Annotated in this window: 7 protein-coding genes; 4 read left to right on the top strand and 3 right to left on the bottom strand. The window is 42.3% G+C overall.

The features are described 5' to 3' along the window. Positions 1 to 16 precede the first annotated feature (16 nt). Positions 17 to 2,428 (top strand): S9 family peptidase, encoded by a 2,412-nt coding sequence (locus SKC38_RS03665; protein WP_377975189.1) that lies wholly within the window; start codon positions 17 to 19, stop codon positions 2,426 to 2,428. Positions 2,429 to 2,530: 102 nt separating this feature from the next. Here SKC38_RS03665 and SKC38_RS03660 read toward each other — a convergent pair whose 3' ends face one another. Next, complete coding sequence (locus SKC38_RS03660; RefSeq protein WP_377975188.1) at positions 2,531 to 4,555, bottom strand: M13 family metallopeptidase; 2,025 nt, start codon at positions 4,553 to 4,555, stop codon at positions 2,531 to 2,533. Between the two features lie 54 nt (positions 4,556 to 4,609). Here SKC38_RS03660 and SKC38_RS03655 point away from each other — a divergent pair, with 54 nt between their 5' ends. After that, the gene (locus SKC38_RS03655) at positions 4,610 to 6,640 is read left to right on the top strand and encodes a S9 family peptidase (RefSeq protein ID WP_377975186.1); all 2,031 of its coding nucleotides are present in this window, start codon (positions 4,610 to 4,612) and stop codon (positions 6,638 to 6,640) included. 137 nt (positions 6,641 to 6,777) lie between these two features. Here the strand turns inward: SKC38_RS03655 and SKC38_RS03650 are convergent, their stop codons facing one another. After that, the gene (locus SKC38_RS03650) at positions 6,778 to 7,848 is read right to left on the bottom strand and encodes a Gfo/Idh/MocA family protein (RefSeq protein ID WP_377975184.1); all 1,071 of its coding nucleotides are present in this window, start codon (positions 7,846 to 7,848) and stop codon (positions 6,778 to 6,780) included. A 68-nt stretch (positions 7,849 to 7,916) separates the two neighbouring features. On the opposite strand from SKC38_RS03650, the gene SKC38_RS03645 reads away from it, so the two are divergent. Then, positions 7,917 to 9,818 (top strand): pectinesterase family protein, encoded by a 1,902-nt coding sequence (locus SKC38_RS03645; RefSeq protein ID WP_377975182.1) that lies wholly within the window; start codon positions 7,917 to 7,919, stop codon positions 9,816 to 9,818. 63 nt (positions 9,819 to 9,881) lie between these two features. Further along, the gene (locus SKC38_RS03640; RefSeq protein ID WP_377975180.1) at positions 9,882 to 10,760 is read left to right on the top strand and encodes a sugar phosphate isomerase/epimerase family protein; all 879 of its coding nucleotides are present in this window, start codon (positions 9,882 to 9,884) and stop codon (positions 10,758 to 10,760) included. 150 nt (positions 10,761 to 10,910) lie between these two features. Here the strand turns inward: SKC38_RS03640 and SKC38_RS03635 are convergent, their stop codons facing one another. Then, positions 10,911 to 12,839, bottom strand: coding sequence for an alpha-amylase family glycosyl hydrolase (locus SKC38_RS03635; RefSeq protein ID WP_377975179.1), 1,929 nt, complete (start codon positions 12,837 to 12,839; stop codon positions 10,911 to 10,913). Positions 12,840 to 12,843: the final 4 nt, after the last annotated feature.

The raw sequence follows: 12,843 nt of genomic DNA, 5'->3' as shown, positions 1-12,843 counted from the left end.
TTTTTAACCTATTCTTATGAAAAAAATAGCCCTTTTTTTATCGCTGAGCGCAATACTATTTAATCAGTCGGTTGGATTTGCTCAGGACACTGATTCGTATCAAGTGCCACCTAAGGTGATTGCTGATTTACTTTTAGCTAAGCCAACTCCCTTAGTTCGTATTGATTCTAAAGCAGAATATCTTTTATTATTGGGCCGAAATTCTTATCCTTCGGTAGAGGAATTAGGCCAACCGGAAATGAAAATCGCAGGATTACGATTGAATCCTTTAAATTTTTCACCGAGTAGACAAAGCCCCATTAGCAGCATCACCTTGCAGTCGATTAAGTCAGGTGCGAAAACGGCGATTACGGGTTTACCTCAAAATCTAGCGGCTGGAGCTATTGCATGGAATCCATCTGAGACGAAAATTGCCTTTACTCAAACCGAGGTAAATCGAATTGATCTATATGTTATTGATATAGCCACAAAGAAAGCAACTCGTGTAAATTCTACACCCCTTAATCTCGTACTAGGTAATGCTTTCGTTTGGGTGGATGACCAGACTATTCTTTACAAAGCTACGACGCATGATGCCGCAGGAGCTCCCAAGCGTCCGATTACACCGAAGGGACCTACGATCCAACAAACTGTGGGTAAGTCTGCTCCAAGACCTACCTTTCAGGATTTGATTAAGTCGCCTTATGACGAAAATTTATTCGCATATTATGCTGAAAGCCAACTGGTATTGTATAAAAATGGAGTGAATCAGAAAATTGGAAAACCGGAATTAACCAATTCCTTTCAACTGTCTCCTGATCGTCAGTATCTTTTAACGACAACTTTAACGAAGCCATTCTCGTATGCGGTACCTGCGTATGGGTTTACTTCGATGGTTTCAGTTTTGAATTTGGAAGGGAAAGTCATAAAAGAATTGGCCAAACTTCCTTCTTCGGAGAGCGCTCCCGCAGGGAATGATAATGTGCAAAATGTGCCTAGGAGATTTGAATGGCGTGATGATGAGCCTGCTACGATTGTGTACGCGATGCCGCTAGATAGCGGTATCATTAAAAAACAAGTTGAATTTCACGATGCTGTTTATGGCTTAGCGTCACCATTTACGCAAGAGGCGAAAGTGTTATTTAAAACCCAAATGCGTTTTGCCGATGTAACTTGGGGAAATAATCAAGTGGCTTTGGTTACTGAAGTATTACGTGGAAAGCAGGCTTCTAAAGTGAGCCTTTATTCTCCTGCTAAGGGTACGATGGAAACTTTGTATGAGCGGAACTTAACGGATGCTTATCGAAATCCTGGGAGCCCTGTTCGCGCAAAAAACTCCTTTGGACGTGAGGTAATCCAGTTGACAGATGGCGGAACAAAAATTTTGATGAATAACCCTGTTGGTTCATCTGATCAAGGGGATCTTCCTTTTATCGCGAAGTTTGATTTATCAACGAAGAATAATGAGATTATCTGGAGAGCGAAACCGGGTAATTTTGAACAGGTCGAAGAGGTGATTGATGAAGAAAAGGGAATCGTTTTGAGTAGAAAGGAATCACAAACGGAGGTTCCGAACTATTTCATAAAGAATCTGTTTAATCAAGGTCAAGATAAGGCTTTGACGCAATTTGAAAATCCCTATCCTAATTTAGTTGGTATAACCAAGGAGAAAATCAAATATAAGCGTGCCGATGGAGTCGATCTAACAGGTGATTTATACTTGCCAAAAGGGTACAATAAAGAAAAGGATGGACCATTGCCTGTATTAATCTGGGCATATCCACGTGAATTTAATTCAGCTGCTGATGCTGCACAGGTCAGAGGTAGCAAAGATCGTTTTACTACGTTGAGTTGGGCTTCTCCAATTTACTATGCTACGCAAGGCTATGCAATCTTGGATAATGCAGAAATGCCGATAGTTTCAACAGATGCAACAAAGAAACCCAATGATAATTTTGTTGAACAATTGAAATTGAATGCATCTGCTGCGATTGATCATTTGGTTCAATTAGGGGTGGGCGATCGTAAACGAATGGCCGTAGGTGGGCATAGTTATGGTGCATTTATGACGGCTAATTTATTGGCTCATACCGACTTGTTTAAGGCGGGAATTGCTAGGAGTGGTGCATATAATCGTACGCTGACGCCATTTGGTTTCCAAAATGAAGATCGAACTTACTGGCAAGCTCCTCAATTATATTATGAGATGAGCCCATTTAGTTTTGCGGATAAAATCAAAGAGCCGATTTTATTAGTGCATGGCGAGCAAGATGATAATACAGGTACTTATCCGATCAACAGTGAGCGCCTCTATGCAGCTCTGAAAGGTAATGGAGGAACTACGCGTTTTGTGTATTTACCCTATGAAGCGCATAGTTACCGCGGTCGGGAGAATGTCTTACACTTGCTGTGGGAACAGTTTCAGTGGTTAGAAAAGTATTTGAAATAAATTAAAATGGCGACCCTTCGGTCGCCATTTTATTATTGTAGAGACGCGATACTTCGCGTCTTATATTCAATTAAAGACGCGAGGTATCGCGTCTCTACTTTTTTACCATATTTTAATCCGATCCTCCGGTTTCTTGTACAATTTATCTCCCGGTTTTACATCAAATGCCTTATACCAAGCATCCATGTTGACAGGCGTTCCAATTGTCCGGAATTCATTCGGTGAATGTGGATCTGTTTGAACTAATTGTGCTGCGGTTTCTGGCAATGTGGTTCCTCTCCAAACTTGTGCCCAAGCCAAGAAAAAGCGTTGGTCTGGCGTAAATCCATCCAATTTCGTTTTTGATTTTCCTTGCTTGGTCATTTTGAATGCCTCATAAGCCATATTCAAGCCACCCAAATCACCAATGTTCTCTCCCATGGTCAATTTGCCATTCACGTGCAAGGTGTCCAAAATGGTATAGGCATCAAATTGTTTCCCTAATAATTCAGTCTTAGCCTTAAATTTTGCTAAATCCTCCTTCGACCACCAGTTGCGTAAAGTTCCGTCTTTGTCATATTGACTTCCTGAATCATCAAATCCATGTGACATTTCGTGACCAATCACAGCGCCAATTCCACCATAGTTAATGGCATCATCTGCTTTGGCATCAAAGAAAGGGAATTGTAAAATACCCGCTGGGAATACAATTTCATTCATTACTGGGCTGTAATAGGCATTCACTGTTGGTGGAGTCATGCCCCATTTGCTGCGGTCGACAGGTTTGCCAATTTGACTAATATTCTCTTGGAAACCCCATGCGCCTGCATTTCGTACATTTTTGTAGAATTCAGTGGACGAAATCTCTAAGCCATCATAGTTTTTCCATTTATCAGGATAACCAATTTTCGGTGTAAATGCATGTAATTTATCCTTTGCTTTTTGCTTTGTTTCAGCACTCATCCAATCCAATTGATTGATACGGATTTCAAATGCCTTACGTAAATTAGCTACCAATTCTACCATGCGCGCTTTTGCTTCAGGTTTGAAATATTTTGCCACGTATAATTGGCCTAATAATTCACCAATGGTACCATCTGTCAAGGATGACATACGCTGCCAACGAGGCGTTTGTACCTTCTGTCCGCTCAAAACTTGGCTAAATGCGAAGTTTGCTTTGACAAAAGGAGAACTCAAATAGGCCGCTGAACTTTTCAATACATTCCAAGTTAAGTAGGTCTTCCAAGTTTCTATTGGAGTTTCGATCAAAAGTTTATTCGCAGATTCGAAGAATTTTGGTGCGGATACCAACATAGAATCTGGAGCGTTCGTACCATAATCTTGGAAGGTCATCGCCCAATTAAATGCAGGAGTTTTTTGATTGAAATCAGCAAACGCAAATTTATTATAAGTCTTGTATGGATCGCGCATTTCCACACGTGACATCTGTGCTTCCGCTAATTTTTTTTCCAATTGGAAAATTGATTCAGCATTCAACTTAGCCTGTGCTTCACTGGTGCCAATCAGTTGGAAAAGAGTGCTCACATAGTTTTTGAAAGCCTCCTGTATTTTAAGGCTACGGGCATCTGATTTTAAATAATAGTCTCGATCAGGCAGTGAAGTTCCTCCTTGGCCTAATTGTGGAACCATCTTTTCTACTTGTTTGCGATCTTGACCTACATAAAAACTGAATAGGGGAGATGCCGCTCCTGATTTACGTAAGCGTGCAATTTCAGTTACGATTTGCGACTTAAATTGTAAAGATTGGATTTGGTTTAAATCGGATTGAATAGGCGTGAATCCTAATTTTTCAATCGCCAAACTATCCATGGCCGCAGCATAAAAATCCGCTACGCGTTTTTCTACAGATCCTGCCAAAGCCTTTGTGCCTTGCGTACTTTCTAAGATTGTTTTAACTGCATTGATATTGAAATCGCGCAATTGGTTAAAACTTCCCCAGCGCGTTTCTTTTGCAGGAATTGGGTTGTTTTTGACCCAGTTGCCATTGGAATAAGTAACAAAATCATCCCCTGGTTTGACACTCAGGTTCATGTTTGCTCGATCAATAAATTTTGAAGGATTTTGTGCTTTTAATGAAAGAGAGCCAAGCATTAATGCTAGGCCAAGCAAGGCGTATTTTTTTCTCATAAGTTTATAATAGATGAAGTTTAAATAACTAATTTACGAAGCTAAATGTTTTCTATGAAAAAAATCTTACTCTTTGTGTTGCTTGTCATGGGTCACGCAACGCTCGCTCAGAAACCAGCCATGTCACATGAAAGCATGTGGATGTTGAAAAAAATAGGTACACCCGCAATTAGCCCTTCCGGGAAATGGGTAGTTTATAGTAGAACGGAAACTTCTTATATTACCGAGGAGCAAACAACAGATTTGTGGCTCGCAGCTACGGATGGGTCCGCGGAACCTCGTAAAATCACGAATTCTAAAGGGGGAGAGGAAAATTATTTTTGGCACCCCTCAGCTAATCAGATTTTTTTTACTGCCAAAAGAGAGGGGGATGAAGTCGCTCAATTGTACCGATTGAATTTGGATTTAGGGGGTGAAGCCCAACGCTTGACTAGTTTGTCACCTGGAATTTCTACACCCAAAATAAGTTCTGATGGTCGTTTGATCGCATTCACTTCGCGCGTTTTTGCAACCGCATTTACGGATTCAACCAGTAAGAAATTAGCGGAGGAAAAAAAGAAAATCAAAACCAAAGCGCGTGTCTATACCTCATTTCCCATTCGCTATTGGGACAGCTGGTTGGATGAAAAGCAATCGCATATTTATGTGATGGATTTGTCAGTTGAAAAACCGAATCCGGTTAATGTATTTTCCAAAATAGGTTTAGTGGAATCTAAAGGTTTCCAATTGGGTTCTTTTGCTTTTAGCCCGGATGCTTCACAAATTGTCTTTACGGCTACAACGGAATACAATACGACTGCATACCAGTCGGCGAATTCACATCTTTATGCTGTTTCTATTTCGGGAGGTACAGAAAAATTATTAAGTCAAGATCCTACGGATTATTCTTCATTGCAATTTTCTGAAGACGGTAAGTATCTAATTGCTGCTGGACACTTGAATGGCAATAAAATCTACTACTCAGAACATTTATATCGTTTTACATGGCCTAGTATGGAGGCTCGCACTGAGATTGCAACAGGTCTTGATCGGCCGATTAACGATTGGGAAGTTTCTGGGAATTCCATTTTTGCGAGTATTGAGGATCAAGGGGTTGATCGTGCAATTCAAATTTCGATTGAAAAAGGTGGATATGCTTATTTAATTGGAGGAGATGCGGGATCCGTAACGGGTTTATCGGTGGCTGGAAATACGATTGCTTACACATACCAGCACCTTGCTGCACCAGCTGAAGTCTATGTTTGGAATGCAGGAAAATCAATTCCGATTTCAGAGGCCAACGATGCTTCATTGGCGAAATTGGATCTGCCAAAGCCAGAGGTTTTTTGGACCAAATCGTCACGCGGCAAAATGATTCGCAGTGTTATTTTGCGTCCTGCAGGTTTTGATGCCTCTAAAAAATATCCACTCTTTGTGTTGATGCATGGTGGACCCGCCATATCGTTTAAAGATGCCTTTAATTTCCGTTGGAACCCTTATGTTATAGGGTCCACGCAATATGTTATCGTCATGACAGATTATACAGGATCCGTAGGCTATGGTGAAAAATTCGCTCAGGATATTCAATTTGATCCATTCAAAGGTCCGGGGAATGAAATTTTAGAGGCGGCAGCTGATGCGATTAAGCGTTATTCGTTTATTGATGCTTCCCGACAAGCAGCTGGAGGCGCGTCTTATGGGGGGCATTTGGCCAACTGGATGCAAGCCACAACATCGCACTTTAAATGTTTAATTGCACATGCGGGCTTGGTAAATTCCGAGGCGCAGTGGGGAACTTCTGACGTGATTTGGGGTAGGGAATTGATGAACGGCGGTGCACCTTGGGTGCCTACCAAAACATGGAAAGAGCAGAATCCGATGCGCTTTGCGGCTAATTTCAAGACACCCATGTTATTGACGGTAGGAGAGAATGACTTCCGCGTACCGATCAACAATACCTTGGAAAACTGGAGCATTCACCAGCGTTTACAGATTCCGAGTAAATTGATTGTATTTCCTGGTGAGAATCACTGGATCTTAAATCCGGATAATTCGAAGTTTCATTATCAGGAGGTGAGGAACTGGTTAGGGGAGTATTTGAAGTAGTCAGTAGTCGGTGGTCAGTAGTCAGTGGTCAGTAATCAGTGGTCAGTAGTCAGTAGTCAGGAATCTGTAAAATCTATATGAACTTATTCATATTATCCACCGTCTTCTGACCACTGATTACTGACTACTGACCACTGTTAAAGCACCACCATCTTCCCCGTTCTCACCGATTCATCACAAGCAAAGGCGATTCTCAAACTGTTCACCGCGTCTTCTACGTGATCTGTTAAATCAACATCCGCCTGAATGGCATGTAGGAAATAAGCCTGCTCTCGATCGCATAAACCTTGATGATCTGGCTCATCCGTCAGGTTAATCCATTCATCAGCTCGTGTGAATTCATTCTCCGAATTAATGTCTGCATGATGGACACGCAGTGATTCGGTTTTCGTATGAGATTCGACCGAGTCGGATTTTCCTTCTCCACTGGCATTTTGGGCAACAATGGAAACGGAACCTTTCGGACCAAAAACGTCTTTGACAAAATAAGCTGTTTGGGAAATCATAGGGCCCCAACCGGCTTCATACCAACCTACGGAACCATCTTCAAAATGAATTTGCAATTGCCCATAATTGTAATTTCCAGCTGGAATATCTTCTGTCATACGTGCGCCGATTGCCGAAACACGAAGTGGTTTCGAGCGAGTCATTTGGCACATGACATCAATGTAATGCACGCCACAATCTACGATGGGACTTAAACTGTTCATCAAATTACGATGCACATCCCACATATAACCATGGGATTGTTGGTTCAAATTCATGCGCATCACCAAGGGTTTCCCCATTTCTTTGGCAACCTCAATGAACTTGATCCATGAGGGATGATGGCGTAAAATATATCCGACAACCAGTTTTTTGCCTGTTTTCTTCGCCACTTCCGCCACGCGAATGGCACCGGCTAAACTATCAGCAATCGGTTTTTCGATAAATACATGACAACCCGCTTCCATCGCTTCGATGGCATAAGCTTCGTGTGTGTCCGGATACGTGGAAATACATACCGCATCAGGTTTTGTCTCCGCTAATGCGGCCGAATATTCATTGAATAGGGGATATTTTCCCCCAATTTTATTGTTCAAGGTTTCCTTGCTTTTGCCCGGTGACACAAGGCCACAAATTTCAAAGTCAGGAGAATGGTGATAGGCTGTTGCATGCGAAGCTCCCATGTTTCCACAACCCACAACGAGTACGCGAACTGTTTTCATAATTTCAGGTTTGAATGTCCAAGTTAACAAGAATGATTATAAAATTCGATTTCTCGTCTTTATAAAATATGCGCAAGATAGGAATCATACTACTGTTTATTTGTCAGGGTTTGTTGGCTCAAAATACCAAAGGGCTTACGGGTATTCCCGACAGCTCGTTTGCCAATTATTCAGCCTGGAAATCGGCTTTACAATCGGTCCCTTCGTTGCGTTTAGCAGAATATACCTCCGGGACAGTGCCGAAAGCTAAATCGATTGTCTATAAGCAAATCGGGTCTCGGAAATTGGTCTTGGACATTTATAGTCCTCAAGATTCCAAACCTCGAAAGACTTTATTGTTTTTTCACGGAGGTGGCTGGCGAACGGGGCATCGTTCCCAACATGCTGCTCTAGCACAAGCCTTAGCTGCCAAAGGCTACCGCGTTTTCTTGGCCGAATATCGTTTGTCGACCGAATCGCTCTATCCAGCTGCGATGCAAGATGCGCAGTCGGCGCTTAGTTATTTATATCAGTATGCAGCGAAACTTCATGTCGACTCAAAACAAATCTTTGTGGCGGGCTATTCTGCGGGGGGGCAAATGGCTGCTTTATTAGGAGCCGTTCAGGATGAAAACCTCTTTGGAAAAGGTCAGAAAATAAAAGGGGTAATCGACCTTGATGGGATTTTAGCCTATATACATCCTGAATCGGGGGAAGGGGATGATCGCGTTCGGACTTCTGCGGCGACCGCTTATTTTGGCTATGCCAAAATGGAGAATCCTGCGCTTTGGAACCAAGCATCTGCTTTGCACCATGTTTCTAAGCAAGACCCACCTGTATTGTTTATTAATTCTGGGAACGCGCGCATGCATGCGGGAAGGGATGATTTCCGACAAAAAATGACGAATTACGGTATTTTGACGGATGTCTATACGCACGAAAGTTCGCCGCATACTTTCTTGTTATTTACCCAATGGTTTGATAAAACGGTCCAATTAGTGGACCAATTCATGCAGCAGATTACGGTGGCTAAAGACGGAACAGGGGATGTTCGTACGATTCAAGAAGCAATCAATAAAAGTGGGAATAATCAAACGATTTACATCAAAAATGGCCTGTATCAAGAGAAAGTGTTTATTGATTCGCTCCGACATGATTTACGATTCATCGGCCAATCGCGTGCTGGCGTTGTCTTAAAGTTTACACAGGCGCGTGATATTTGGCGCTGCTCAAATCCGGATGATTACGGTGCGGGTGTGCTGAATATTAAAGGGCATGATTTGAGTTTTGAGAATCTGACGGTGATTAATGATTATGGACTGCTTACGAAGCAAGATGTTACGATTCCTTGCCTGAATGAGGCGGGTAAAACAACACAGTCTACGGTTCAAAAATATGCTTTGCCCAGAGAATCAGGCGAAAAGGATGGTGAGAAAATTGTACGTGTAGATGGTCACCAATTTGCAGTTCGGACCATGCCGGGGGCCACACGTTTGCGCTTCGAACATTGCACCTTTCGTTCAGGCGGCGGAGATACGATGAGTCCCTGGGATGTGAATGCGGGTATGTATTATTTGAACGATTGCGAGGTTGAAGGTGGTGTCGATTTATATTGTCCACGGGGTTATGCTTTGGCGGAGAATTGTACCTTCATTTGTCATAACATGAGTGCGGCGATTTGGCATGATGGATCTGGAGAAGAAGGGGCCAAGTCGGTCTTGAAAAATTGCCGATTTGTGGGTGATTCGGGCTATAAATTAGGGCGTTACCACCGCGAAGCTCAATTGTTTTTATTCAATTGTACGTTCGACAAAAACATGGCCGATGCGCCTATTTACCAGTCGGGCGATCGGAAATTAGTGTGGGGGCATCGGGTGTATTATGCCAACTGCCACCGCGAGGGAGGGGACTTTACCTGGCATCAAAACAATACGAATTACAAGTCGGAGGACATCAATTTCGTCTGGGTTTTTGGAGATAAATGGAAATAAATTTTTATTGTATCAAAAAAATACATTAATTTGTGTCAAACCTCTAAACCTATTATTATTCACATGGAAAGAAGACATTTCCTTAAGCAATCGAGTGCATATCTTGCGGGCTCGCTTTTTTTACCTTCCATTTTTAAGGCTACTTCGCGTCCGATGGGCGTACAATTGTTTACGCTTTTCATGACTTTAGATCAAGATGTGAAGGGTAATATGCAGAAAATTGCGGATTTGGGGTATAAGGATATCGAGTCGGCATTTAGCCGTATCGGTGGATTTTATGGCATGTCGGCCATGGAGTTTTCTGATTTAAACAAGTCTTTAGGAATGAATTGGGTTTCGCATCATGTGATGGGAGCACCATTCAAGCCTCGTCCAGGATTTGATACATCGAAAATGCCACGCATGAATAATTTGCGTGATGATGCACAAGCGATTGTGGATTCATTGAAAGGCACAACGGTGAAGTATTTAGTTTGTGCGAACATCCCTGTGAATTCGAAAGAAGAAGTAGCTGAGGCAGTTCAAGTATTGACCAAAGCGGGCAAGATTGCGAATGCAGCTGGATTGACTTTATGTTACCATAACCATGATCGTGAATTTGAGCTTGTTGATGGTCAAAAAGCTTTTGATGTATTTTCAAAGGAGATTCCTGCCGACTTATTGAAATTTGAATTGGACTTAGGCTGGGCGACAAAAGCAGGTGTAGATCCTGTTGCTTTGTTCAAAGCTCAACCAGGTCGTTTCCCATTATGTCACATCAAGGATTTTGACGAAGGATTTAAAAACATTGTTCCAGCAGGTTCTGGTATTGTTAATTTCAAACGTATTTTGGATGCATCTTCCATTGCGGGTATGAAGCATTTCTTCATTGAGCATGATATGCCAAAAGACGCGATCGAAAGTCTAACAATCGGTAAAAAGAATATTGGACCTTTATTATAAGTAAATAAGATTAATGATTGATTCTTTGAAAGCGCGAGATGTATGTCTCGCGTTTTTTTTATCCCTAGGTTAAAACCTAGGACCCCAGGCTAAAGCCCGGGGTTTTATAATATCTCTACCACTTCGCTCTTCACTCTTCACTCTTACCTCTTACCTAAGTATCCTAAACTGATACGGCTCCAATCTCAAATGGTCATGATCCATGCCCACGTTTAATGTTTCTCCCGACCATAAATCTTTCACTTGTGCTGGTCGTTGACCATTCGAATCCATAATAAACCAAGTGATTTCTTGTGGTGCCGAGCTAAAATTAAACAAGCAAGTGATTTTCTCCTCGCCGATGTAACGAACAAAACCAGCAATGGAATTATTGTGATTTTCCAACCACTGTATATTTTTCAAATCTGCTACGATCGGTAGTGAGCGTCTTAATTTGATCAATTGTTGCAAGGCTGAATAAACTTGATTTTCCGTTGTGCCTTTTTTGCCTACGGATTTATTGCGATCCCAATCGATAATTGGTCGGTGCATCCAGCGATTATCGTAACTTTTGCCTGAGTCATTCAGATAGCTATAATCATTCGTATAGCCCGCCTCATCCCCATAAAACAACATGGGAACTCCGCCTACGAACATACTCATTGCTTGCATCAAGATGATTTTATCAATCGATGTTTGAATCGCCGCCTTATCGTTCTTTTCAATCGCCGACTCCAATCCGCATAAAGAAGCTAATGATCCCGAAAGTCGGGCATCTTGCGTCTTCGGATTAACGGCAAATAAGGCGCCTTTTGCTGGGGAACCCGGCTGCGCGCCGCTGTAATAATTTTTGATATATGAACGATGATCATAGGGAGTGAATCCTGCTTGCTCAATCATGTAGTCATCATATCCTAGGCCAATGTCATCGTGGCAACGAGTATAGGTCAACCAAGTCGCGCCCAAAGGCTTGCGAAGCAATTCGTGTTGGGCATTCTGCATAATACGGACATCGCCGGTCGCCAAAGCATCCCATTGAACCGCCATTTGCGTCGCATTATAGGCAAAATCACATTCATGTGTTGCATAGCGGCCCGTACCAAAATATTCCATGATTTGTGCGGGAGCTACAATGGCTTCACCTAGAATAGCCATTCCAGGAGTAGCTACTTCCGTACACATTTTGATCAATTGCAACAATTGATGAGCCTCTGGTAGGTTTTGGCAGGAAGTCCCCACTTGTTTCCAAATGAATGCTGGCGCATCGATACGGACCACATCTACCCCCAAATTGGCATAGAAAAACACATTACCCAACATCTCAATAAACACTTTCGGATTCGTATAATTCAAATCCCATTGGTAATGATGGAAAACAGTCATGACCCATTTGTCTAACTTCTCTTCATAGGTAAAACTTCCCGGAGAACTTTCTGGGAAAATTTCCGGCATCGTTTCCTCCATTTGATCAGGAATCCGGCGATCATCGTACATGTAGAAATACTCTTGGTATTCTTTGATACCCGATTTTGCCAACTTCGCCCATTCATGGTGGTGAGAAGTATGATTCAGGACGATGTCAATCATAAGATACATGTCCTCTTTTTGAAGTGCCGACTGGAATTTACGTAAATCTTCGATAGTCCCTAAGCGATCCTCTACGACGCGAAAATCCTCAACAGCATAACCGCCATCACTCTCTCCTTCTGGACTTTTGAACAAAGGCATGAGGTGTAAAAAATTGACACCGAGCTTTTGTAAATAGGGTAATTTGCTGGGAAGGTCATTGATTTGGCCGGCGAAACGGTCAACATACAAGCTCATGCCCACCAAATCTTGGCTTAAAAACCATTGACCTTTCTTCTCCTTTTGTGCATCACGTTTCTTTAGATCATCAGAACGATCCACATAGGCTTGGCAAATGGAGTTCAACAAGCTTTGGAATAAATTCGCAGCATGCGGATGATTACCATAGATCGCGTTAAAATGCGATTGGATATCATCGATGTTCGCCGTAAAGCGTTCTACGAATTTAGCGTCTTTGATTTTATGCGATTTGACAAGCTCATGGAGCTTATGTTGTAGGGCTGGATTGTACACGGAT

It is taken from the genome of Aquirufa echingensis, assembly GCF_042714525.1.
Classification (GTDB): domain Bacteria; phylum Bacteroidota; class Bacteroidia; order Cytophagales; family Spirosomataceae; genus Aquirufa; species Aquirufa echingensis.
The sequence above is the reverse complement of the archived record's forward strand: the minus strand, read 5'-3'. Positions and strand labels throughout refer to the sequence as shown.

Excerpts from the sequence above, each read along its gene's own strand:
- SKC38_RS03640 (WP_377975180.1), top strand. The coding sequence starts at position 9,882 with ATGGAAAGAAGACATTTCCTTAAGCAATCGAGTGCATATCTTGCGGGC.
- SKC38_RS03665 (WP_377975189.1), top strand. The coding sequence starts at position 17 with ATGAAAAAAATAGCCCTTTTTTTATCGCTGAGCGCAATACTATTTAAT.
- SKC38_RS03660 (WP_377975188.1), bottom strand. The coding sequence starts at position 4,555 with ATGAGAAAAAAATACGCCTTGCTTGGCCTAGCATTAATGCTTGGCTCT.
- SKC38_RS03655 (WP_377975186.1), top strand. The coding sequence starts at position 4,610 with ATGAAAAAAATCTTACTCTTTGTGTTGCTTGTCATGGGTCACGCAACG.
- SKC38_RS03650 (WP_377975184.1), bottom strand. The coding sequence starts at position 7,848 with ATGAAAACAGTTCGCGTACTCGTTGTGGGTTGTGGAAACATGGGAGCT.
- SKC38_RS03645 (WP_377975182.1), top strand. The coding sequence starts at position 7,917 with ATGCGCAAGATAGGAATCATACTACTGTTTATTTGTCAGGGTTTGTTG.